Here is a 24,384-nt window from a genome sequence, read left to right as displayed (position 1 = left end):
GAGGCACGGTGTTCCACCTGCCCACGATGGTCGACAGCACCGTCCACACCATCGTCCTGACCGGAGAGCTCGACCACCGGTGCAGCTCGCGGTTGCACGAGGCGCTGACCCGGCTGCGGCTCGCGACAGGCAATCACCTCGTCCTGGATCTGGCAGGGCTGACCTTTGCGACTCCAGCGGGATCAGCGCCTTCATCGTCGCGCATGAACTCGCCTCGAGCGCGAGTGCCGCGCTCGACCTGCTCACGCCTCCCGGTTCGACGGGTGACCACCTTAATCGATTCCATCTGATGGCAGCGCGTACGGATCGCATGCCGTACCCGAACCGGATGCGTCGACCGTGCACGGCTCTTCGACGCCGTGCGTGAGAACCGCCTCGGGTGCGGGGAGGATTCCTACCCGGCCTGGTCACAGGGGCAAGCCACGGGGGTAAGTTGAGCTAGTTCGCGAACGAGGAGAGGTGAGATGAGCGAGGCCCTGCCGTTGGAGATCGGTGTTCACGACCGCGGTGCCGACACGGTGGCTGCCGTCGTGGGCGAGCTCGACTTCGGCACGACCCCTCGGATGTTGGAGGTGGTCGAACCGCTCGCGGCCCAGGGGCGGACGCTGGTGCTGGACCTGTCCGGCCTCGACTTCTGCGACTCCAGCGCACTCAGCGCACTGGTCCGGTTGCACAAGGTCGCCCAGGCGGCGGGCGGAACGCTGCACTTGGCGGCCCTGCGGCCCCAGGTCGAGTCCGCGATCACGCTGACCATGCTGCACCGGCTGTTGACGATCCACCCGCGAGTGCCCGACGTGCCGGGCGGATCGGCCCCGTGAGCGGCCGTCCTCATCGAGGTGTCCGGCACAGCGGCGACTTCGCCTCGTTCGGCCTGTCGGACATGGTGCGGCTGACCGCAGGGCTTCGCGCCGCTGCCGAAGGCGCCGACGACTTCACCTGCGCCGCCACCGAGATCGTGCGACGACTCCGTGACCGTTTCACCGACGAGCGCGGGGAGTCGGTCGTGCTGTCGGCGCGGATGTTCTCCACCCGCCGTTTCGCCACCTTGCCCGACGCGCTGCGGCGGGGCGTTCGCGAACGCGTACCGGGCGATGTCGATCCGGACACGTGGTGCCTCGTGCTGGAAGCGGACTCCGGGATGGAACCGGAACTGAGCACTCCGGTCGCGTGCGATCAAGCCGGTGCGTTCGCCCCGACCTCGGATGAAGCCGCTGCCGCGACGCCGGTAGCCCTCGCGTTGGCCGCCGCGCTCGGAGCGCGGGGCGTGGATGGGACGGTCCACGAGGCGGAGGATCGGTGCGGTGTCTTCCTCATCCCCGATCCTGACGGCAGTGAACACATCCCGGACCAGGACTTTGTCCAGTCCCGCGGCGTTCGCTCGGTGCTGGCGTTCGGTGGTGGGCTGCCGGACGGTGGCCTGTTCTGCGTGGTGCTGGCGGCGGGTGTGCCGATCCTCCCGCGGACCGCGGAGCTGTTCCGGGCGGTGGCCGTCAGCGTTCGCACCGGCTTGCTGGCCCATCCCCTCGCCGGACGCGGTGAGGTCGACGTGGCGGCTCAGCGAGACGCCCTGCTCGAGCACCTGCGCGTGCTGGAGGACACCTCGCGCGAACAAGCGGCCGACCTCGAGGACACGGTCCAGCGGCTGCGCGCCGAAGCGGAACTGGTCGACACCCTCCAGGTCGTCGGCCACCGGCTGACCTCGCAGTTGCACCTCGACACCCTGGTCCAGGACGCCACCGACGCGGCGACCAAGGCCGCCGAGGCCGAGTTCGGCGCGTTCTTCTACAACCTCGTCGACCAGTACGGCGAGTCCTACACCCTCTACGCGCTGTCGGGTGTGCCCAAGTCGGCGTTCGAGCGCTTCCCCATGCCCCGCAACACCGCGGTGTTCGCCGTCACCTTCAACGGCGAGGGCACGGTCCGCTCCGACGACATCACCCGAGATCCCCGCTACGGCCGCAACGACCCCTATCACGGGATGCCGCCGGGGCACCTGCCGGTGCGCAGCTACCTGGCGGTGCCGGTGGTCTCACCGTCGTCGCGGGAGGTGCTGGGAGGGTTCTTCTTCGGCCACCACGAGACCGGGCGGTTCACCGAGCGGCACCAGCAGCTCGCCGAGGGCATCGCGGGTTACGCGGCGATCGCCCTGGACAACGCCCGCCTGTTCGACCGCCAGCGCTCGACGGCCTCCGAACTCACCCACAGCATGCTGCCCACGGTGCCGAACGTGACCGGTCTGGCCATCGCGTCGCGCTACCTGCCGGCGGCCACCGGCTCGGAGGTCGGCGGCGACTGGTTCGACGTGATGGAACTGCCCGCCGGGCGCACCGCGTTCGTCGTCGGCGATGTCGTGGGCCGGGGTGTGACCGCGGCGGCTGTTATGGGGCAGATGCGCACGGCCGTGCGCTCCTACGCCCTGCTGGACCTGCCGCCCTCCGAGGTGCTGCGACAGGCGTCGGCCCTGGCGGGCGTCACGCCGAAGGCCACGTTCATCACCTGCTTCTACGCCGTGCACGACCCCGCCGACGACACGCTGACCTATGCCAACGCCGGTCACCTGCCGGCGGTCCTGAGCCGTCCCGATGGCACGACCGACCTGATCGGCGAGGGCCTGGGCATGCCGCTGGGCGTCGGCGAGGCGTTCCAACAGCGGCAGACGTCGTTCCCGGTGGGGGCGCGTCTGACCCTCTACACCGACGGCCTGGTCGAGCGCCGCGACCGCGACCTGACCACCGGCATCGACACCCTGCTGGCGGAATTGGGTACCCTGCCGCTCGACGTGGACCTCCAGGTCGCCTGCGACAAGCTCATCGACCGGCTCACCGCCGGACGCCACGACGACGACGTCGCGCTGTTGCACGTGCATCGCCTGGAAACGGACCGGCAAGTGGCCTCCATGCCGTTGGACATCGGTCCGACCATCGCGACCAGGGCCCGCGCCTTCGTCACCGAGCAGTTGACCCGGTGGAACCTGGTCGAGGTGCGCGACGCGGCACTGACCGTGACCAGCGAACTGGTCGCCAACGCGGTCGAGCACACCGACCGACCCGTGGTCCTGCGCCTGCACCACGAGAACTCCATGCTGTTCATCGACGTCGCCGACCACGGGACGTCCGGGCCCCGGCTGTTCGACGCGGACCCGGCAACCAACCGGCGCCGCGGTCTTGTGCTGGTCGACGCGTTCGCCACCCGGTGGGGCACCCGCGCCACCGAAGACGGCAAGGTCGTCTGGGCTGAGATCACCACGGTCCGCACCCGAGGCCCACGAGGAACGCCGTGACCGCGATCCCCCTCACCACTGGTTCCGACGCCTGGACAGCCGCTGGTAGCGGGTATCTTCCGTCAGAAGACGCCTCGACGCCGAGCGTTCAGACCCGATCCGGGCCGGCTGCCCAGTCGCCTGCGGGCACGCCGTGCCTGGGAGACGTGTTGTCGCCTCGCGTCGAGCCGTCGGGCGGGGTGGCGGCCAATCGCCGGGGGAAGGTGGCTGAGGCGGTGCACAAGCGCAGATCGGGGTTGGTCGAGCACGGGCGCGGGTTCGGCGCCCACGATCACGTGTGCTGGCGGTACGGCGACGCACGTGACTTCCACGACCGGGTTCGCGAGTTCCTGTCCGAAGGGCTGAGCCTCGGCTACCGGGTGTGCTACATCGGCACCGGTGATGCCGACGGCCTGGTCGAAGACCTCGACGGGATCGACGGGATCGGTGAAGCGCTGAGGACCGGGGCCGCGCAGGTCGCCTCGCTGGATGCCACCTATCCGGTGGGCGCGGTGATCGAGCCCGCGGCGCAGGTGCGGACCTACGCCAAGGCGACGGACGCGGCCTTGGCCGCCGGGTTCGCCGGATTGCGCGTCGCGGCCGACTGCACCTCGCTGGTGCGCACCCCGGAGCAACTGGACGCCTTCTCCCGCTACGAGCACCGGATCGACCGGTACATGGTCGACAGACCGTTCTCGGCGATGTGCGCCTACGCCGCAGACGAGGTGGACGACCAGGCATTCGCGCAGGTAGCGTGCATGCACCCCAACACCAACACCTCCTTCCCCGGCTTCCGCTTGCACGGCGCTGGCGATCGGGTCGCCGCCTTGGCCGGCGAGGTGGACCAGTTCGACGACGACCTGTTCACCCTCGCCCTGCAACGCGCCGACCTGCGCCCCCACGGCGGGCGGTTGGTGTTCGACGCCGCCGGCCTCACCTTCCTCGACCACGGCAACCTGCTGCGACTGTCCCGGCACGCCGCCGCCCTCGGCGCGTCCCTCGTGCTGCGCACCTCCTGGTCCGGAGTGTCCACCCTGGTGGATCTGCTCGACCTGACCAACGTCCGAGTGGAGCGCGCCGCATGACGATCACCGACCCCGGACTCCAGGGTGGGTTCGTCCACCCCGCGGTGTTCTACGCCTCCGACGAGGAGTACTTGGCTTTGCTCGTGCCTTTCGTCGTGGAAGGGCTGGAGCAGGGCCACCCCGTCGCCGCCTCCGTCCCATATCGGCGACTGCGGCTGCTGCACGAGGCTCTCGGGGCTGCCGTCGAGGACGTGCTGCTGCTCGACATGGAGGTCGAGGGCCGCAACCCCGGCCGGATCATCCCCGCCGTGCTGCGCCGGTTCGCCGACAGCCACCCCGGGACCCACGTCCGCATCATCGGCGAGCCGATCTGGGCCGGGCGCACCGACGTCGAGTACCCCGCGTGCGCCCAGCACGAGGCACTGATCAACCTCGCCTTCACCGGCCGCGACGTCACCATCGCCTGCCCCTACGACACCGCCTCGCTCGACGAGCACGTTGTGATCGACGCGCTGGCCACCCACCCGGCGGTGTGGGAGACCGGTCGCCGCTACGACAGCGACCGCTACGCCCCCGACGCCATCGTCGACCGCTACAACCAGCCCTTCGACGTCGCCCCGGACGCCGTCACGCTGAAGGTCACCACTTCGGCCGGCGTCCGTGACGCGCGCCGCGTCGCCACCGAGCACGCAGGCCGTCTCGGCCTGCCGGGCACCCGGGCCGCCGACCTCGCGCTGATCACCACGGAACTCGTCGTCAACAGCCTCCGACACGCCGGCGGCACCTGCCTGCTGAGCGTCTGGCAGGACGGGACCCATCTCGTCTGCAGCGTCCAGGACGACGGCCACCTCACCGATCCCCTCGCCGGTCGCCACCCCGTCGCTCTCGACCAGGACGGCGGCCGCGGCCTGCTGATGATCAACCAACTCGCCGACCTGGTGCGCGTCCACACCACCCCGCGCAGTACGACCACGCACGTGTTCCTGCGCATCGCCTCCTGATGGATTGTCGCGTGAGGTGAGCTTGCGGGGTGGCCATACCGAAGGCGGTGCCACGTCGGAGTGGACCGCCCCGGCGAAGTCGGAGGCCGGATCAGTTGGCTTGGACCGCTGCGCCGGTGTCGGCGGCCGTCCGGGTACCGCACAGCCGAACTGCCGCACATCTGGGTACCGTATGCACCACAGGCAGAGGAATGGACGACATCATGACGGCGGCATCAGACCAGCATCCCCTCGCCGCGGAGCCCGCGGTCGCCGAGCAGGCCGCCGAGGAGGACCTGCGCGCTTTGTTCGGGCAGTCCATCGCCGTGTTCGCCTCGCTGGTGGGGCCTGCCCATGTGGTGGAGGCGGCGAACCCGGCGTTCTTCGCCGCCATCGGCGAGCACCGGGCGCGCACCGGTGTCCCGCTGGCGGAGTTGATGCCCGAACTGGCCGGCCAGGGCTTTATCGCCCTGCTCGACCAGGTCTACCGCACCGGTGAGTCCTACACCGGCCATGATGTGCGGGTCGTGCTCGACACCGGCCCGCACGCGCGGGAGGCGTTCTTCGACTTCACCTACGAGCCGCGCCGCGACGCCGGGAGCGACGTGGTCGGGATCCGGGTGATCGGCGTGGAGACCACCCAGGTCAAGCACGCCCAGCGGCTGATGGCCGAGCACCGCGCCCTGCTCGAGCAGATCGCCCGGCAGGCGCCCCTGACCGAGGTCCTCGAGGGGATGGCCCGCTGCATCGAGGACCTCGCCCCGCAGGAGGTGCTCGTCTCCGTCCTGCTCGCCGATCCCGACGGCCTGCACCTGCGTCACGGGGCCGCGCCCAGCCTGCCCGACTTCTACAACGAGGCCATCGACGGGATCGCCACCGGCGAGGGTGTCGGCTCGTGCGGCACCGCCGCCCACCGGCGGGAGCCTGTCGTCGTCACCGACATCGCCAGCGACCCGTTCTGGGACGACTTCCGCGACCTGGCCGGCCGGGCCGGACTGGCCGCCTGCTGGTCCACGCCGATCCTGGCCCGCGACGGGAGCCTGCTGGGCACCTTCGCCATGTACCACCGCTCCCCGCGCGCACCACAGGACTCCGACCTCGCCCTGGCCCGCGTCTTCGCCGGTACCGCGGCCCTGGCCATCGAACGCCACCACGACGAGCGGGCGCGGCGCGAGGCCGAAGCCCGCGCCGAAGCGGCCCACGCCGAGCTGGCCAAGGCGATGCGCGCGGAGCAGAAACTGCGCGCCGAAGCCGAGCAACGTGCCGTCGCCGCCGCGGAACTGGCCGAGCGGATGCGCGCCGCCGCGGCCGCACAGGCCGCCGCGCCCCATCCCGAGCAGTGCAGGCTCGGCAGCGCCGACGGGTGCACCGCACCCGCCGAGCTCAAGGTCGCCGACGCCTGGGGCGACGCGGCATGGGGCTGCCACGACCACGCCGAGGAAGCCCTCCTCACCGTGCGCTCGGCATTCATCGCCAACGAAGAACTCAGCGGCCTGGCCGCCTACATCAACCGCTGACCCGCCCCAGTACACCGGGCGCCACAGCGTCAGGTGAACACTCTTCGCGACCGTGTCGAATCCGCCTCACAACCCGGTATCCCGCCCGACCTGTCGATCGGGTCGGCTGGAAACCACGATCCGGCGCGGGCGAACTGCCCCTTCTTGGCGATGAGCGCATTCCCAGCCTGCTGCGGCGCCTGCGCGACACCGCCGGGAACGGGTCACGTTGGTAAGGGCCGTCGCCCGGTGGACGAGGTGGTGGCCCTGTCACACACGTGACAGGGCCACCGGCTTCGCGACGCATGCCGCCTGAACGCCCGACCACACGCCCTTGCTCCAACAAGCCGGTGTCGTGACGAGCGATCGAATCCGAGCAGCGACAGGATCGCTCGTTTGCGGCCCTTGAGGTTGTCCCCGCGAACCGGACACTTTCATCCCGGACGACGGTCCGGGCAAGGATGTCCCGTGTCGGACAAGTCGAAGTATCCCGGGCAGTTCCGCAGGAACGCCGTGGAGCTGCCCCGGTCGGTCGGACCGGCCGTCGCGGCAGGTGGCCCGCGAGCTGGGCGTCAACCACAAGACCCCGTGCAACCAGGTCCGCACCGCCAAACAGCTCCAGGCCGCTGCACCGACGGGCGGTGTGTCGCCGATGAGCGCCAAGAGCTGCGGGAACTGCGTAAGCGGGTGGCGGAACCGGAGTCGGAGGACATCCTGCGCAAGGCGGTCGCCTGTTCGCACAGGGGATGGCTCGTTGACCCGCAGCTACCGGTTCATCCCGAACACCGCGCCGTCTTCGGCGCCACCCGGCTGTGCAGGGTCCTGAGCGTCCGGCGTACGGGCTTCCCTGCCTTCGGGGACAACTTCAACGATGGGAAGGGAGCGGCAGATCGTGGAACGGGTGGACGGCTCGGTGCGGCTGGAGTCGCCGGAGGGGAGGGTTGCCGGGTGACCGTCGAATCCCCTGCGGTTGGACCAAGGTCAGGAGGTGACCGCCACGCCTTCGGGCGCGTCGCCGACGGTGAACGGGGCGGCGGGCTTGCCGTCCTTGGCGTTGATCACCGACACGGTGTCCGACCCCGTGTTGGTGATGTAGACGAAGCTGTCGTCGGGCGCGGCTCCGGAGCCCTCGGGCATGCGTTGGACCTTGACGACCTCGAGGGGTTTGCCGGTGGGGCCCAGGACGCTGACGGTGTCCGACCCGGTGTTGGCGACGTACACCCGGCCGCCCGGGGTGACCGAGACGCCGAGGGGCGCGTCGCCGACCTTGGTGGTGCCGCTCGGGCGGTGGTCGCCCGTCTCGATGACGGTGACCGTGTCGCTGCCGGTGTTGGCCACGTACAGGCGCTTGCCGTCCCGGCTGATGGCGATGCCCGCTGGGAACACGCCGACCGGGATGGTGTCGACGGCGGTCTGCGTACCGGTGTCGATGATCGTGACGCTGTCGCCGCCGTGGTTGGTCACGTACACCCGGGAGCCGTCGGGGCTGGCCACCGCGCTGTGCGGGAACCGGCCCACCGGGATGGTCTTCACCGGCGTGTTCGTGGCGGTGTCGAAGACCGTGACGTCGTCACGGCCGAAGTTGGTGACGTAGGCGTGGGTGGGTGTGGCGGCGACGCCGAAGGGGTTGGGTCCCACGGGCACGGTGGCGATGACCGAAAGAGTCCGGGTGTCGATCACCGAGACGGTGTTCGAGGACTCGTTGGTGACGTAGACGCGGTGACCGGACGGATGCGCGCCGACCCCAGCCGGGTAGTCGCCGACACGTACGGTGGCCGTCACCTCGGCCAGTCGGGTGTCGTACACGGTGACGTCGTCGGAGCCGCTGTTGGCCACGAACACCTGGATTCGGGTCGGCCACCGGGGCGAGGTGTCGAAACCGGTGCCGGCCACTATCGCGAGTACCGCGACGGTCACTCCCAACCGGGGAAATCGACTCGTTCGGGTAATCTTTTGAGAAGACGCTGCGTGAAAGCGTGCGCGTGTCGAATAAACGGACATGAGTCCCCCGTGTCGGTTCTTGAACGCTCGGGACGTCGCTGCTCCCGGATCTGCCGTCACACTAACGGCCTAGTGTCGGCCGGTGCTGCCCCAACGCCGTCTTGACCCCGACTTGGGCGAGCGGTCAGGCGTGGCGTTTACACCATAGGAATGACGCGGTGAGCACCGACCACGTCCCACGTGGCGGTCTTCACCAGCCGTTTGAGAGGTCAGCTTCGCGGCGAGGGTGAGAAAGGCGCAGTAGTTGTCGGGGTAACGTTCGCAGTGGATGGTCAGTCGGCGTCGTGGGCCTTGTTCGCGTGTCGCACCGTCCGGTGGAAGCGCCGCGGTCCACGTCGGTGATCGGATGCGCAGGACAGCCATGAGCATGGGCTTGAGTGCTTGGCTGTCCTGCAGGTTCGCGGCCGAGACACCGGCCGTGAACCTGCAGGTCGACACGGTTCGACACCATGTGGATCTTCGAGTCGGGGTTGTCGCGGTCGACCGGGTTCGGACCTGTCATGTCGCCCCTTTTCCCGTCCGCGCCGAGGCGGCGTCCAGGATCGCCCGCGACCGGTCGGCATCCCCGTGCGAGCCGAACTCGTCCGACACGGCCCGGTGCAACCGCCGCCACAACGCCGCCTCGGTCCACTGCGTGAACCGGCGGTGCGCTGCCGGCACGGCCACCCTGAACAACAGTGGCAACTGAACAACAGTCAACTCTGCCCCCCTCGGTCGCCGGTCAGCACGTGGACGACCTGGCGAACACCGCCCGGTCGTCCACCACAGCCGTTCCGCTGCTCTGCGGCCGGGCGGCGAGCTTCGGGAGCAACGATTCGACCCACGCTCACAACTCGTCGGGCGTCAACCGCAGCGACAACCCGTCAAGTCGATCGAAAATCGTGACGCAACGATCAACGTCGTGGCTTGGGTTCCGGGACGTTCGGTGGCGGTGGTGCCGAAGATCCGGCGCGCGCTGCCTGGGCATCGGCCAACAACTGAAATTATTTCACTTCGTGCGTCGGTTCGGCGCAGGCGCGCGATCCGTCTCCGGCGGTTCTTGCGGGATTCCGAAGTGCCCGACCGTCGCGTGACGGCAGCACCTCGTCATAGCGCCGCTGGGAGCGGCGCTGAACGAGGCGGGACCGATTGTTCCTCGCGTTGTGGCGAATCCGCGACAGGGGTCAATCGTCGATCTTGGCGGTATTTTCGCGGCGATGCGCCTTGTGTCGTCGCAACGGAGGTCGGTCGCATGTCGAACGGGCAGTTGACCGGTGAGGTCGTCGACGGGAGGTACGCTCTGGGCGCGCTCTACGGCACCGGCGGGACGGCCGAGGTCTACCAAGCGTTCGACACCGAATTGGAGCGCAGGGTCGCGATCAAGCTGTTCCGGGGCACGGCCACCCGTGAAGACGGGATCAGGCTCGGCCGGGAAGTGGACGTGTCGGCGAGGCTGTGGTGTCCCGGCATGGTCGCGGTCCACGACACCGGGTCGTTTCGGGGCCGTGCGTTCTTCGTCATGCAGGCCGTCGAGGGCGGCACGCTGCGCCGGCGGATGCGCGAGCCGCCTCCGCCGGCGTCGGAGTCGGTCGCGCGGATCGGGGTGCAGGTCGCCGAGGTGCTGGCCCACCTGCACCGGCACGACGTGGTGCACCGCGACGTCAAGCCGTCCAACATCCTGCTCGACCGCGACGACCAGCGCGCCTACCTGGCCGACTTCGGCTTGGTGCTGCAGTCGCAGGCCACCCGGGTCACCCGATCGGGATTCGTGGTCGGCACCCCCGCTTACCTTGCGCCCGAGCAGGTCCGCGGGGGCGAGGTAACCTCTTCCGTCGACGTCTTCGCACTGGGCTTGGTGCTGCTGGAGTGTTTGACCGGCCAACCGGGGTACCTCGGTGGTGACACCGAGTCGGCACTTGCCCGCCTCCACCGCGGACCCCTGATTCCCGATGACCTGCCGGGGCCGTGGCGCGACACGCTGACCGCGATGACCAGCTTGAGTGCCCGGCGTCGTCCCACCGCCGCCGACTGCGCCGAGCGGCTCGCAGCCATGGCCCACCCCTCATCGAGCAGTGCGCGACCGCCGGATGTCGAGCGCATCGTCGTGGCCGAACCTCCGGTCGCTCCTCGAGGCGCGAGGAGGCATCTGCTGCGTGCCGGGGCTGCGGCGGTGTTGACAGCCGCAACAGCGCTGCTGGTCGTCCTTGATTCGACCGACGTCCTGTTTGTCGAGGACAACGGTCAACCGGACATCGGCACCAGCGTCGGACCGACGACATCGACCTCGATGGCCGACCCGCCACAGCCCCCGGTTGCGTCGTCCACCACGGTGACGCGAAAGGCACGGGGAAGCGCGGCCGTGACGGCTACACCCACGGATGCCGAGACACGGACGACACGACTGCCGTCACAGACCGCGCAACAGCACCTGCACGTTGCGCGACAACCACCGCAGACCCTGGTGATCCATCCGGAGTCGTCGACCCGCCCAGCTGTCCCGAGAACTGCGGTCGGCGCCCTTCCGCGGGCCGGTGCCGCACCACGGAACCGCGTGGCGAGGACCGTGGGGTGAGCACCGGGAAGTTGTCGACGACGGACAGCAGGCTCCCGGTGACGGTCGGGACCGCGGACGTCGGTGTGGGCGGTGGACGTGGCGGCGTCCACCACGGCCTCGCACCGGGTCGACGACCAATCCGCGGTGTGTGAGTTGGCCGCGCGGGGGAGGAGCGCCGCGACGGGCGAACATCACCCGTGACGAGTAGTGATCGGCATGGCGAGCGGCCCTGCGCTGTCGTCGACGACGGTACGGGTGACGCCGACATCGCCGGTCCCTTCGGGTTCGGCGCGCCCGATAGGACAGCGCCGTCGACCCGGTCCCCGCACTCACGTCGATCGGGCCGGCGACCCGGACGCAGAGCGCGGCGCTCCGCCTCGACCGGGTGTCGCCGCCGGTGGTCAGAGCGGCGGTGACGCGGAACCTGCGGCGACAGGACGGAGAACGGACTTCGACGTGCTCCACTGCCGCGCACCGTCCAGCGACAGCACGCGATCTTGTGCCCTGGACCTGGTCGGGGCTCGGCTCATGGCCGCTCCGGGTATCCTGACTCGACCACAACCCACTCACTGGCATCCGTCACGCGCTCGCGCGCCCGCTCGATGTACGTGATCACAATGCGGACGGGATTGACGGATGGACGAGCTGGAGGGCCTCAGGACGCGGTTGCGGGTATTGGAAGCGATCACCGACGGCACCCTCCGGGAACTCGACCTGGACAAGGTCCTCGAGGTGCTGCTGTCGCAGGTGCGCGACCTGTTCGCGGTTGACACCGCCACCGTCCTGCTGGCCGACGCGGACGGCGGGCAGCTGGTGGCCAAGGCGGCTTTCGGCCTGGAGGAAGAGGTCTTCCAGGGCGTCCGCATACCGGTGGGCGCCGGCTTCGCAGGGCAGGTGGCACAGCGCCGGGAACCGGTGCAGCTCACCCACGTCGACGAGTCCACCGTGATCAACCCCCTGTTGTGGCAACGAGGTCTGCACAGCATGCTGGGCGTGCCGATGGTGGCCCAAGGCGATTTGACCGGGGTGTTGCACATCGGCAGCACGACCTCGCGCCGGTTCACCGACGAAGAGGTCGAACTGCTGCAACTCGTGGCCGACCGGTTGGCCATGGCGGCACACGTGCACCGGTCGCGGTCCGAGCGGGCCGCCGCCACGATGCTGCAGGACAGCCTCCTGCCCGGGCACCTGCCCACGATCGAGGGCTGGGAGATGGCCGCCCGCTACGTCCCGGGCACCGACAGCGGCGTCGGCGGCGACTGGTACGACGTGTTCCTCCTCCCCGGCGGGCGCATCGGCCTTGTGATCGGTGACGTGGTGGGCAACGGCCTGCCCGCCGCGATCGTCATGGGACGGCTGCGCAGCGCGTTGCGCGCCTACGCGCTGGAGTTCGACGACCCGGCGGAGGTGCTCGGCAAGCTCGACCGCAAGGCCAGCCACTTCGAGGCCCACACCATGGCCACGGTCGCCTACGCGGTCATCGACACGACGGCCCATCGCATGGACCTCGCCCTCGCCGGCCACCTGCCGCCCGCGCTCGCCGTGCCGAGGCGTGAAACCGCCTTCGTCGACGCCCCCCTCGGCCCGCCCATCGGCTACCACCTGGGCGTCACCGGCCGCCGGGGCGCCGGGGTCGACCTGCCGCCCGGCGCGCTGGTCGCCCTGTTCACCGACGGCCTGGTGGAGCGCCGCGAACACGACTTGGACGATCGGCTGGACAAGCTCCGGCAGGTGGTGGCCCCGGTCGCACCGCAAACGGTCTGCACCCGGATCATGGCTACCCTCGTCGGCGACCAGCCCGCCCCCGACGACATCGCCCTGCTGACCATCCGGCACAGCCCCACGCCGGGTTGACCCGGACGGACATCCACCGCCGGACCGACCCGACATATCGAGTCGGAAGTGATCGTCCTCCGGTAGGTCGATCGCTCGTGGTCGAGATCGAGCAGATCAGGTGGATGACGGCTTGATCTGCATCAGTGCGTTGCTCGGCGCGAACTCGAAGTCGCAGACCTGTTGACGTAGCAAGCCCTTCTCGCCCGCACACAACAACAGGGCCGAGGATCGCGGAGTGGACCACCGGGTAGAAATGATCGACTGGTCATGTGCAGGGGGAGTCGCTGCCGCCCTGGTGCGCTCCGGCGATGTCGTTGTGCGGATCCACGCGCTCCGGTCGAGCGGTCCTGGACGTTATCAGGGTGGGGCGGCAGGGCGTCCGGTGGTGTCCGGAACGGCAGCCTGCCCGAATGTGACAAAGTGTGCAGGTCACATCCGCTCGTCCAGGGGCAGGTCGAGACTAGATGCGGTTCCGCGTGTGTCCGTTGCCCGGTCTGCGGTGACCCTGAAGAGGGCCAGGCCCGTGGCGTGCGCGAGCGGGGAGCGGCCGTGACCGCACCGCAGGGCACCGACCTGACCGGCCTCGTCGACGACATGGGGCTCGTGGCGTGGGAAGTCGACGTGGCGTCCCGGCGCTTGACGTTCGTCTCCCGGCACGCCGAGGTGCTGCTCGGGTACCCGCCCGACCACTGGCGCGACGACCTGGACGTCCTCGTCGAACTGGTCCACCCGGCCGACCGCGCCGAGGTGCTGCGCGCGTGGCGCGCGGGCGTGGACCTGGACTACTTCGAGGTGGAGTTCCGCGCCACCGCCGCGGACGGGCGGCTGCTGTGGCTGCGTACCCGGGTGCAGGTGGTGCGCGACGCCCTCGGCGCGCCGGTGCGAGTGCGCGGGATGTCGGCCGACGTGACCCGGCGGCGGACGGCCGAGCAGCGCAACCGCTTCCTGGAGGCGCTGGAGCGACGGTTGCAGGGTGTGGACGACCCCGAGCGGGTCATGGTGACCGCCACCGCGCTGCTGCGCGAGCACCTGGTCGCCGACCGGTGCGCGTTCGCCCTGGTGGAAGCCGATGAGGACCACTTCGTCATCAACGATGACCACGCAGGCCTGCTGCCGCCCCTGCGGGGCAGGTTCGCGATGTCGGCGTTCGGGGAGCAGGCGCTGCGGGTGCTGCGGGACGGACGGCCGTGGGTGGTGGTCGACGTCGCCGGCGACCCGCGACTGGGCGCGGTGGACCGCGATGCCTACGGGCGCGCCGGCATCCGCGCGGTGGTGTTCGTGCCGCTGCTGCGCGGCGGGCGGTTCGTCGCCGGCCTGGCGGTGCACCAGGCGTCGGTGCGCGACTGGACGCCGGCTGAGGTCGACGTGATCTCGGTGGTGGTCGGCCGGTGCTGGGAGTCGTTGCAGCGGGTGCAGGCCGACCAGGAGCGGCGGGAGAGCGAGCAGCGCCACCTGCTGCTGTTCGAGCGGGCCACCGACGCCATCTGGGTCCTGGATCGCGACTCGCGGTTTGTCGAGGTGAACCCGGCGGCGTGCGTACTGCTGGGCCGCACCCGCGACGAACTGGTGGGCATGAACGTGGCCGACCTCGTGGTGTCCGGTCGGGGCGTTGATCCGGGCAGGTCGAATGCCGATTCGGCCGGCGCGCGCGTGGTCACCGAGGTGTGGCAGGTGCGGCGCGGCGATGGAGGCGTCGTCGCGCTGGAGCTGGGCATGCGCACCACGCCGACCGGGGTGCAGGCCATCGGGCGCGACGTGACCGAGCGGCAGCGCGTCGAGGCCGAGCGCGAGCTGCGGCTGCGGCGTGAGCACGAGATCGTCGAGGCGTTGCAGCGCAGTCTGCTGCCGCGCGAGCTGCCGGTGCTGGACCGGCTGGCGATCGCGGCCCGGTACCTGCCCGCGTCGACTCACGCCCAGATCGGGGGCGACTGGTACGACGTGCTGGAACTGGACGACAACACCGTGGCGCTGTGCGTGGGCGACGTGGTGGGCAAGGGGCCGTCGGCGGCCGCGGTCATGGGGCAGCTGCGCAGCGCGTTGGCGGGCTACCTGCTGGAGGGGCGGTCTCCGGCTGCGGCGCTGGAGCACCTGGACGTCTTCGCCCGGCGGGTCGACGGCGCCGTTGGCAGTACCTGCGCGTGCCTGACCTTCGACCGCGACACCGGGGCGCTGTGCTGGGCGACCGCGGGTCACCCGCCGCCGCTGGTGGCGGACGCGTACACCATGCGGTTCCTCACCGGCGGCCAGGGACCGGTGCTGGGCACGCCGAGACGGGCGCACTACGTCGAGCACACCGCCGACCTGCCCGTGGGCGCGTCGGTCGTGCTCTACACCGACGGCCTGGTGGAGCGCCGCGACCTGCCGCTCGACGAGGGCCTGGACCGACTGCTCGCCGTCGTCCGCGACACCCGCGCCGCCGCGCCCGACACCCTGGCCGACGCCGTCACCGACGTGCTGCTCGCCGACGGCCAGGACGACGACGTGGCCCTCGTCGTCGCGCGTCACCTGCCCTCGTCGCTGCGCGGCGCCCTGCCGGCCCTGCCTCCCTCGCTGGCCGTCATGCGGCGCGAGGTCGGGGCGTGGGCGGCGGTGGCGGCGCTGTCGGTCGACCTGCTCGACGACCTGCAACTGGCGCTGGGCGAAGCCGCGGCCAACGTCGTCGACCACGCCTACGAGGGTGGAACGGGAGACTACGAATACGAGCTAACCACCACTGCCACGGGCGTGCGCGTCATCGTGCGCGACCACGGCCGGTGGCGCACGGTGCCCGCCGACCCGGGTTACCGAGGACGCGGGACGGGCATCATCCACACGCTGGCCGAACGGGTCACCTTCGACCGCGGCGAGAGCGGCACCACCGTCGAGTTCCACCTCACCGCACGGCCTGGCACCCCCGCACCGCCCACACCGGTCGAGATCGACGTGGCCGGCCTGCTCGACGACCCGGCCGACGGCGCGACCCGGCGCGTGCGGCTGACCGGTGACCTGGACCTGCACACCGCGCGCGAGCTGCGCGCCCCCCTGCTGTCCCGCGTCGAGGGCTCCGACCACCGGCCGGTGGAGGTCGACCTCACCGGACTGCACTACCTCAGCAGCTCGGGCATCGCGCTGCTGCTCGACACCTCCGAAGCGGCCACCCGTGCCGGTCGACCGCTGACCGTGCTGGTCGCCGAGGGTTCCGCGCCGGCTCGTGTCCTGTCGATAGCGGGTCTGGAGGACCTCGGCCTGCCAGGACCCTTGGTCGTCCGCACTGCTCCACCGCTGCCTTGACGGTGTGGTCGGAGGCGGTTGCGCGCACCGACGGGCTTCCTGTTTCGGGAAGAAGCCTCTGCGGGGTGGTGCCGTCGGTCCCGATCCCGCCTGGTGCGCAAGCCCGTCGACGACTGCTCTGAACGGGTGCAGATCTCGGTGGCGCGGCGTCGTCGCGAGCGGCGGGGGTAGATCCCGGACATGGGCGTGCCGGTCGAAGCCGTAGTGGCCTTGCTGGTTCTCGTCTGCCTCGGCTTCGCCGTGTTGACCGCGGTGCGTGATCGGGTCGACTTGGTTGTGCGTACCGATGACGACGAGACGATCAGCCGCCCGGTGAGCCCCGAGCTCTTGCGCGGTTTCGCTGTCGGTGACCGTGTGGTCAAACATCCGGGGCAACGTTGGCCGACCCACGTGTGACACCTGACAACAGCGGATGAGGTGGTCAGGCTCGCAGGGGACGTTGCGCCCCCTGGTACATGATCAGCATGAATGCCTATCGGTACGCCTTGTCTGCGAACGTGGTGGTCTCGTGCTCAATCAGCGCGTCGATCAAACCGTGGGTGTGGGCCGCGGTCAGGTCGTGGACGGCGCCCGGCAGTGCCGGCGAGGCCCGTACCAGCCGACCGGCAGTGCCGGCGAGGACCTGGACGTTGACGCCGTGACGATGGTCCTTACCGGAGTAGTACGGCTTCTGGTTCGTGACGCGGTCGATCGGGACCCGGATGCCGTCGAGGATCGCGTAGGCCAGGCGGGCGGCCCGCTCACCGGCGGCGCGGAGGTCGTCGGCCAAGCCTGCGAGGAGGTCCACCGCTTCGCGGACGTAACGCCAGGCGGTGCTGCGGGAAACCTCGAAGCCTGCGGCGACTCGGGCGTGGGTGTCGTCGTTGCGCAGGTGCGCGAGCACGAGCAGCGCCTGTCGCCCGGGCTCCGGACGCCGCCACCGCGACCGGCGTCGTACCCGCTCGGCACGGCTGGGATCGGCCAGGCGGACGGGGGTGCGGTTGGACAGCGGAATCGCGGCAGGGTAGGACAGCGCAGAGAGGCTCCCGGTTGGGCATCGGATCGTGGTCGACTGCTGTCTTGCCGGGAGCCTCGCCCACCGCACTTCCACCGCTCAGCCTGCGCCGTGGCCTGCGATGCCACGATGAAAATGGCTCAGTCAACCGCTCGCATGTCCGCATTCGCGCCCTCGGCGAACGAGCCGTCTCGATCCTGAAGCCTGGCGGCTACTGCGCAGACTCCGCTGCTCCACCACCCGAATCATCGACCTTGACCCGGGACGTCCTCATACTTCACCTTGATGTTGGATGAGGCCGTACAGGGCTCGCTGTCAAGAAGCTGGGGAGGATCCCGGGAAATCTGCGGATAGGTTGGCAGGTGCCACTTCGGAGGTTCACGGCAGGGCTGTCGCGCCGAACGGGGTGTCGGTGATTGCGATTCTCCGGCTGCGCCGATGGAATCTGAGAAGGAAGGTTTCTTTCGTGTTGCTTGCTCGAAGTCGTGGGTTACCCCGATCGGGTTAAGTTCGACGGCTCGTGGTGTCGATTCGGCAGGAACACGCGGTGCTCGTGCGGTCAGGCGCTAACGTACGACCGGGGCATCAGGCGGCTGTGCGTTCGTCGGTGTCCGGCGGGCCGCTATCCGGAGGTCACGGTGCTGCTGATCGGGCTTGCGCCTGAGGAGGGGAATGGGAACCCGACTGGTTACCCGGCTCCGGGCCTCGCTCAAGCGTGTTCGTACCGTGGTCTACCTCGGTGTGCAGTTCGCACTCGTCCTGGTCGGTGCGCTGGTGGCCCAGTACGGGCCGGTCGGCGTCGCGGTCGGTACTTCGATCATCGCCACCGGGGTCAGCGGCATGGTCGTCTACGCCTGGGTGTTGGTCGGTGACGAAGAAGCCGACCGTCGTAGAAATATTGATACCTTCGGGTTCGTCACCGCCTTCCCGCACCGTTCGGTGCAGATCAAGCACGAGTACCAGGCGCGGGTCGGCCGGGCATCACACCGGATCGACATCATGGGGTTCGGCTTGAACTCTTTGCGGGAAGACTTCTCCGGTGTTTTTCGCGAGTGGGCGGCCCGTGTCGAGGTGCGCATCCTGTTGGTCGCTCCTGACGCTCCGACCCGGTCTCACGCGTTCACCGCGCTGCGTGATCGTGAAGAGGGGAACAACCCCGGACGCACCGATGAGGAAATCCGGAGGTTCATCCTCCAGACCGAGCCCTTGTGGCGCGATCCCGACATCCGGTTCGACGTGCGGTTGGCGACCACGTTGCCCAGTGTCAACCTGTTCCGGATCGATGACGAGTGTTTTTGGGGTCCCTACCTGCTTGCACGGGGTAAGCATGGTCGTGCCAGTCGGAACCTGCCCACGATGATCGTCCGACGGCCCGGTTACATGTTCGATTGGCTGGCTGACCACTTCGACGAAATCTGGGCGAGTGAGGACCTGTCGCGTCCTCCGTCACCCGAGGACCTCTCTCGTGGATGAGGTCGTGGTGCGTGCCTACCCGCGGGTGCATTTCGGGCTGGTCGACCTGGGCGGCGCGACCGCGCGCGCATACGGGGGCGCGGGGGCGGCGTTCGCCGCCCGGCCGTCGTGCACACGTGCTCGCCTCGCCGACCGCTTCGAGGCGGGTACCGGATTCTCCGGCGACTCACGCGACAAGATCATCGCTACGATGAGGCGCGCCGAGCAGCGAGGACTCGATGTGCGTGCCGCCGTCACGCTCAGCGATCCGCTGCCCGCGCACACCGGGTACGGTGCCGGAACTGCGATGGTGTTGTCGGTCCTGACGGCTGTCGCACGGTTGCGGGAATGGCCGATCGGCGACGCCGAGCTGATCCACCTCAGCGGCCGTGGAAGGACCTCCGGAGTGGGGTGCTCGACGTTCTTCCGCGGCGGGTTCGTCGTCGACGCAGGGCAGGCGGTACACCCCGCAGACGGGGTGTACCGTCCCTCCAGCGACCCACGGGGCAGACCGCCTTCCACTGTCATCGGGTCGTGGCCCCTACCTGAGACCTGGCGCATCACCATGCTGATCCCGGTGCATGACCGACCGCAGCAAATCGGTTCGGAAGACGATTTCTTCCGTGATTCGACGCCTGTGGCGTCGCATGACGTCCTCACTCAATTGGCGCACCTGTACCACGGCATGCTGCCCGCGGTGATCGACGCCGACCTGGAGGCCTTCGCGACCAGCCTGCGCGAGTTCCAACGCCGGGGGTTCAAGGCCGCCGAGATCGGTGCTCGGCCGCCTGCGGTCCGTCACCTGCTCGACGCGGCCTGGGACGCCGGCGTGGCCGCCGGATTGAGCAGTATGGGACCGGCGGTGTTCCTGGTGCACGACCGTCGCGGTCCCACCGGTCTCGTGTCGTTGGACACGACCGCATGGCGGGTCGCGGGTCCCTACCCCTTCCGCAACGACGGCGCTGCTTGCGAGGTGCGCCCCGGATGACCGATCTGCTCGAAACCGCGCTGACCCCGGTGTTCTTCTCCACCTCCAACCTGGCCAAATTCGCCCAAGCGCGGCTGGTGCTGGCCAGGTTCGGGTTCGATGTCACCCGCTACCTCCTGCACGACGTGGAATACCCGGAGCCCTACGGCGAGCAACGCGAGGCGTTCCTGGGCGCCGGACTCGACGAGGTGATCAAACGCGCCGGCGCGACCAGCATCGTGTTCATCGAGGACACCACGGTCGCCATCCACGCCCTCGGCAGCGCGGAGACGGGGGAGTTCCCCGGTCAAGAGACCAAGGAGTGGTTCGCCCGGACCACGCACGACCAACTCCTCGCCGCGATCGACGCAGCCGGCGGTGACCGCGCTGCCGTCGTGCGTTCGGACATCGCCCTGCACGTACCCGGTCTCGAGCGCTACGTGTTCTTCTCCGGCGCGCAGACCGGCGTCGTCGCCGAGGCGCCGGGACAGGTCCGTCCCAACCTCGCCTACCCGTGGCTGGGGCGCAACGACTTCAGTTCGTGGTTCATCCCCCACGGCGCGGACAAAGTGCTCGCCGCGATGAGCTACGAGGAGTCGGCTCGATTCGACTACCGTGAGAAGTGCCTCCTCGCGGTCGGTCGGCGCCTGGAGGAGTACCAGGCCATCGGCAGGTCGGCGGCCGTGCTGGTCAGGAACCGGCGACCACCGCGACCTGCCGGCCAGGTCAGCCTCATCCCGGACCTGGATGTCGACACCCTGGTGATAGTCATCGGCGCGATTGGAGCGGGGAAGACCACCATCGGTCGACACCTGCTGCTCGAACGTGGCTTCCGGCACCTGGAAGGCAGTGCCCTGGTCGCGCGACTCGCACGCGACCAGGGGATCACCGGCGAGAGCGGCTTCGACCTCGCGGACCGGCTGTTCGCGAAGTGCGGCAGCGACGCCGTCGAACGCCACGCGGTCTGGCCGGACGTCCAACGGCGCGGCGGTCCCGTGGTCTACACCGGTGCACGCACGCTGGAAGGGATCCTGTACCTGCGGACCAAGGCACGTGACGAGGGCATGCGCTGCCTGGTCTGGTACGTCGACGCACCGGAATTCACCCGCCACGTCCGGGTTATCGAACGAGTGCGCGAAGGCGCCCTCGCCGGTGCCGAGGACTTCCACGCCAAGTCCCAGCGCGACATCGCCTACGGTGCGGCTCAGTACGGCGATGTCATCGCCGATTGTCGGATCGGCAACATCCGAGGCGTGGAAACACTGCTCGAGGCCGTGGGACGCGCGCTGGACGAGGACGAGGGAGACTTCGGGAAGTCGGCCCAGACCCGGAGGAAACGGGACATCATCCGCACCCTGGCGACACATTCCTACGACGCTCTTACCCGCCACCATCCCGATCTGGTCACCACCCTCGACGACGGCACTAGCAGACTGACCGCTCGCGGACAGGTGTTGCAGCAGCTCGTGGGCACCAAATCGCCACCGGTATGGGCACCCTGGGGAAAGTGGCCCGCGTCGCGACCGCCGCACCCGTTGGTGTGCCACCTCCTCGACGTCGCACTGGCGGTACGTGCCCTGTTGCCGCGGTTGGTCGGACCACGACACCTCGCTGAACTGCGGGCCGGATTCAGGCCGCTGGGTGATGCCGACGGATGGATCGCGCTGCTGTGCGGGCTGCACGACATCGGCAAGTACAGCCCCGCCTTCCAAGCGCTACGAGCAGATCCGGCGATCGCACGACTGGGCGCGGTGGCCGCTCGTGACATACGGGCCGCCCAACCCGCGACCGTTCCCCGGTCGAGCACGCCTCACGCGCTGCTGACCTCGCTGCACGTGATGCAGATGCTGCAACCCTGGGGGGCCGATCCGGCTGTGGCCGCGGAAATCGCGGTTGCGTTGGGCGGCCACCACGGGCACCTGCCTACGCCGACCGACCTCGCGGAGGCACGCGACCGGACTCAGGATCATGGTGGCGACACCTGGCGGCTGTGGCGTGATGACATGGTCTTGGCCGTAGCGGCAGCACTGGGTCTACCCGATCCGAGGACACTGTCGTGGTCGCAGGTCCGCATCGGTCTGGGAGCCGCCGTGGCCCTGACGGGTCTGACCACCGTGGCGGACTGGCTCGTCTCCGACGAGGCGAATCACTCCTCACCGCAAGAACCGGTCGACCTCGACGATTACGTCCGACGTGCGGCCACACGCGTCGAGCGTGCGATGACGAACGCGGGACTGCGATCATGGTCGCCACCTATCGGCGTGGGTGGTATCGGACCAGGGTTCGCCAAGTTCGGCGCCGACACCGCGTCGGCCGACACGGCGGCCGCCGGCGGGGCATCCGCTGTGGCCATGACCATGGCAGAGCACTGGCGATCACCGAGCATCACCATCATCGAGGCGCCGGTCGGTACCGGAAAGACTCGGGCAGCACTCCTCGCCGCAGCGACAATGGCGCGCGCCCAAGGACTCGGCGGCGTGTACATCGCCTGCCCCACACGAGCGACCCGGGACCGGATGACCGCGGTGCTCCAGGCATGGATGAGGACTGTCGACGACCCGACATCCGTGTCATCGGTACCGGATGACGATCCGGTACCGCCGGAGAAGCACAGCACCGCCTTCAGCAGCGAAGACACGGACAACCCGGCTCGCGATCAGTACCTCCGCAAGCGCGGACTGCTCAGTGGCGTGGTTGTCGGCACAGTGGACAGCGCTGTGCGTTCTGTGGTGCGATCCGCGCGCTGGCCTGTCGGTCTGACCGCGTTGTCGAACAAGGTGCTTGTCCTCGTCGAGGCCGACACCTACGACCCCTACAGGTCGATGCTGCTCGACAGGCTGTTGACGTGGCTCGGACAGCTGGGCACGTCGGTGGTGTTGTCGGCTGATGCGTTGCCCTCGACGCGACGACGACAAGTGGTTGATGCCTGGCAGGCGGGAGGTCGCCCGGTTACGACGAACCAGGCTTCCGCCGGACCCGACGGCGACGGTGCCATCCGCATCACCGTCGCCGGGGAGCAGGACGCAGTCGTCACAAGGGCCCCGGTGTCGGCTGAGGCGGAAACAATGACGATCAAGCTCGACCAGCCCGTAGTCGACGACCACGTCGTGCAGTGGCTGCTGGAGGCTACGGATTCGGCGCGGTGCGTCGCAGTCGTGCACAACACCGCATCTCGCGCCAAAGCGACTCACGAGGCACTCCAGGACGCGGTCTCGGCCCTGCCCGCATCACGTCGACCGGAGATTTTGCTGCTCCATGGCCAACAGGAACGCTCGACGCATCGAAAGGTCGAAGAGTGGCTGACGCGGCACGTCGAGCTGACACGTCAGCGGGCCCGCGTCATCGTCGTGGGAACCCAGCTACTGCAGTACAGCAGTGCCAGGACCTTCGATGCCCTGCTCACCGACTTGGCGCCGATCGATCAGGTGCTCCAACGCGCGGCCAGGCTCATCCACCACGACGACCGGGACACGCGGCCCGTCCTGGGCATCACCGGCATCGCGGAAACAGACGGTGTGCCGAACCTGCCGCGGTACACCTCGGCCCTCTACTCCCGCTACATCGTGCTGCGCACCTGGGCGATGCTCAAGGACCGGACGAGCATCGTACTTCCGGACGACACCCGGAGCTACCTCGATGCCGTGTACGGCCCTTCGGAGGCCATACCACGCCCTCCGGCATGGAAGGCGGTGTGGGCCAAGGCTGAAACCGTCCACCGCGCACAGGAAGCGAAGGGGCACAAGCAGATGCGCGACGAGTGCCTTCCTGCGCCCACCGACGACCTCAGCCTCACCACACTGTCGACGTACCGCCACCACACGGCCGACATGTCCACGGACTGGCTCAGTCCTCGCATACGTACTCGTAGGTGAAGGAATGAGCGCTCGCAGCCGGCGTCGACAGGGACTGTGAAACGAGTGGTTCTACCACTGTTTGAGTGATCGACTCGTTGGGCCGGTCAGCGCTGGGTGCCGTGCGCCTGTGATCACGGTCGAGGTGTGATCGCGACTGGTTGGGCGTCAAAACGGGCCAAATTCACTCAATGAGGTTGTCCCCGATGACCGGACACCGGATTTCATGCCACGAGGGCGAGACCTTGACGATAGCCGACGCGGACTTCGTGCGGGGTGCCGAACAGCAGAACCGGCGCAGAAACCATGTGCTCGTCCGTAACGGCCCTCATGTCCGCATGGCCGATTCCGTCACTCGATCGAGCGTCACGCCTGTGACTCCGATTACCGAGACGTCACCACCGTGTTCGGGGCGCGCGGCGGGATCGGAGCGCATCCGTTGACCGGACGCCCGCACTTCCTCACCGCGTCAGCGAGCAAGGGACTATCGGTGACGGTGGCACTCATGCCGATCGGATGTCCGGTGTGGATCGTCGACACCGACTCCGACCCGGACGACGGTGAGGTGCGGAGGACGGGGAGTCCCGTTCCCGTCCTCCACCCGGTACCCGCCGGCCCCAGGAGCACAGCCGACATCCAGGTAGTCGGGCGTGACCACCTCGTGGTTCCCGGTGGTCGTCGACTGCCGCCACGCCCTTCCTCACGGGAGGACGCCGAGCC

14 protein-coding genes and 2 pseudogenes are annotated in these 24,384 nt (G+C 69.2%); 13 read left to right on the top strand and 3 right to left on the bottom strand.

From position 1 onward, the window contains the following. The 6 genes from ACR807_RS15735 to ACR807_RS15710 form a co-directional block, all read left to right on the top strand. A partial coding sequence (locus ACR807_RS15735) for an STAS domain-containing protein (RefSeq protein WP_498371969.1) occupies positions 1-290 on the top strand: 290 nt, incomplete at its 5' end. A 174-nt stretch (positions 291-464) separates the two neighbouring features. Next, entirely contained in the window at positions 465-818 is a 354-nt protein-coding gene (locus tag ACR807_RS15730) for an STAS domain-containing protein (protein WP_438922054.1), read from the top strand. A 563-nt stretch (positions 819-1,381) separates the two neighbouring features. Then, a complete protein-coding gene (locus ACR807_RS15725) occupies positions 1,382-3,280 on the top strand; it encodes an ATP-binding SpoIIE family protein phosphatase (protein ID WP_438922053.1) in 1,899 nt (632 codons plus the stop codon). Further along, on the top strand, positions 3,277-4,344 hold the full coding sequence (locus ACR807_RS15720) for an MEDS domain-containing protein (RefSeq protein ID WP_438922052.1): 1,068 nt from the start codon (positions 3,277-3,279) through the stop codon (positions 4,342-4,344). The genes ACR807_RS15725 and ACR807_RS15720 overlap by 4 nt, the downstream gene beginning before the upstream one ends. After that, a complete protein-coding gene (locus tag ACR807_RS15715) occupies positions 4,341-5,285 on the top strand; it encodes an anti-sigma factor RsbA family regulatory protein (protein WP_438922051.1) in 945 nt (314 codons plus the stop codon). Before ACR807_RS15720 ends, ACR807_RS15715 begins: the two co-directional genes overlap by 4 nt. 203 nt (positions 5,286-5,488) lie before the next feature. Next, the gene (locus tag ACR807_RS15710; RefSeq protein WP_438922050.1) at positions 5,489-6,781 is read left to right on the top strand and encodes a GAF domain-containing protein; all 1,293 of its coding nucleotides are present in this window, start codon (positions 5,489-5,491) and stop codon (positions 6,779-6,781) included. Positions 6,782-7,741: 960 nt separating this feature from the next. On the opposite strand, the gene ACR807_RS15705 is transcribed toward ACR807_RS15710, so the two are convergent. After that, a complete protein-coding gene (locus ACR807_RS15705; RefSeq protein ID WP_438922049.1) occupies positions 7,742-8,821 on the bottom strand; it encodes a YVTN family beta-propeller repeat protein in 1,080 nt (359 codons plus the stop codon). A 147-nt stretch (positions 8,822-8,968) separates the two neighbouring features. After that, positions 8,969-9,572, bottom strand: a pseudogene (locus tag ACR807_RS15700) (IS5/IS1182 family transposase); the annotation flags it as partial. A 420-nt stretch (positions 9,573-9,992) separates the two neighbouring features. Here ACR807_RS15700 and ACR807_RS15695 point away from each other — a divergent pair. The 4 genes from ACR807_RS15695 (at position 9,993) to ACR807_RS15680 (ending at position 16,796) form a co-directional block, all read left to right on the top strand. Beyond that, the gene (locus ACR807_RS15695; RefSeq protein WP_438922048.1) at positions 9,993-11,312 is read left to right on the top strand and encodes a serine/threonine-protein kinase; all 1,320 of its coding nucleotides are present in this window, start codon (positions 9,993-9,995) and stop codon (positions 11,310-11,312) included. Between the two features lie 618 nt (positions 11,313-11,930). After that, positions 11,931-13,148 (top strand): PP2C family protein-serine/threonine phosphatase, encoded by a 1,218-nt coding sequence (locus ACR807_RS15690; protein ID WP_438922047.1) that lies wholly within the window; start codon positions 11,931-11,933, stop codon positions 13,146-13,148. Between the two features lie 531 nt (positions 13,149-13,679). Continuing rightward, on the top strand, positions 13,680-16,400 hold the full coding sequence (locus tag ACR807_RS15685; RefSeq protein WP_438922046.1) for a SpoIIE family protein phosphatase: 2,721 nt from the start codon (positions 13,680-13,682) through the stop codon (positions 16,398-16,400). Between the two features lie 180 nt (positions 16,401-16,580). Continuing rightward, positions 16,581-16,796, top strand: coding sequence for a DUF7489 domain-containing protein (locus ACR807_RS15680; RefSeq protein WP_438922045.1), 216 nt, complete (start codon positions 16,581-16,583; stop codon positions 16,794-16,796). Between the two features lie 79 nt (positions 16,797-16,875). Here ACR807_RS15680 and ACR807_RS15675 read toward each other — a convergent pair. Next, positions 16,876-17,412 (bottom strand): annotated as a pseudogene (locus ACR807_RS15675) (transposase family protein); the annotation flags it as partial. Between the two features lie 654 nt (positions 17,413-18,066). On the opposite strand from ACR807_RS15675, the gene ACR807_RS15670 reads away from it, so the two are divergent. Genes ACR807_RS15670 through cas3 form a run of 3 tightly spaced genes read left to right on the top strand, consistent with a single transcriptional unit; the run spans position 18,067 to position 23,685 of the window. Continuing rightward, on the top strand, positions 18,067-18,867 hold the full coding sequence (locus tag ACR807_RS15670) for a hypothetical protein (RefSeq protein WP_438922044.1): 801 nt from the start codon (positions 18,067-18,069) through the stop codon (positions 18,865-18,867). Further along, positions 18,860-19,834, top strand: a complete 975-nt coding sequence (locus ACR807_RS15665) for a beta-ribofuranosylaminobenzene 5'-phosphate synthase family protein (RefSeq protein WP_438922043.1) — start codon at positions 18,860-18,862, stop codon at positions 19,832-19,834. Before ACR807_RS15670 ends, ACR807_RS15665 begins: the two co-directional genes overlap by 8 nt. After that, complete coding sequence (gene cas3, locus ACR807_RS15660; protein ID WP_438922042.1) at positions 19,831-23,685, top strand: CRISPR-associated helicase Cas3'; 3,855 nt, start codon at positions 19,831-19,833, stop codon at positions 23,683-23,685. Before ACR807_RS15665 ends, cas3 begins: the two co-directional genes overlap by 4 nt. The last annotated feature ends 699 nt before the right edge of the window (positions 23,686-24,384 follow it).

This window comes from Saccharothrix sabaoui (assembly GCF_051756985.1).
In the GTDB taxonomy this organism is placed as follows: Bacteria; Actinomycetota; Actinomycetes; order Mycobacteriales; family Pseudonocardiaceae; genus Actinosynnema.
The sequence above is the reverse complement of the archived record's forward strand: the minus strand, read 5'-3'. Positions and strand labels throughout refer to the sequence as shown.

Excerpts from the sequence above, each read along its gene's own strand:
- ACR807_RS15680 (WP_438922045.1), top strand. The coding sequence starts at position 16,581 with ATGGGCGTGCCGGTCGAAGCCGTAGTGGCCTTGCTGGTTCTCGTCTGC.
- ACR807_RS15715 (WP_438922051.1), top strand. The coding sequence starts at position 4,341 with ATGACGATCACCGACCCCGGACTCCAGGGTGGGTTCGTCCACCCCGCG.
- ACR807_RS15690 (WP_438922047.1), top strand. The coding sequence starts at position 11,931 with ATGGACGAGCTGGAGGGCCTCAGGACGCGGTTGCGGGTATTGGAAGCG.
- ACR807_RS15670 (WP_438922044.1), top strand. The coding sequence starts at position 18,067 with ATGGGAACCCGACTGGTTACCCGGCTCCGGGCCTCGCTCAAGCGTGTT.
- ACR807_RS15710 (WP_438922050.1), top strand. The coding sequence starts at position 5,489 with ATGACGGCGGCATCAGACCAGCATCCCCTCGCCGCGGAGCCCGCGGTC.
- cas3 (WP_438922042.1), top strand. The coding sequence starts at position 19,831 with ATGACCGATCTGCTCGAAACCGCGCTGACCCCGGTGTTCTTCTCCACC.
- ACR807_RS15695 (WP_438922048.1), top strand. The coding sequence starts at position 9,993 with ATGTCGAACGGGCAGTTGACCGGTGAGGTCGTCGACGGGAGGTACGCT.
- ACR807_RS15730 (WP_438922054.1), top strand. The coding sequence starts at position 465 with ATGAGCGAGGCCCTGCCGTTGGAGATCGGTGTTCACGACCGCGGTGCC.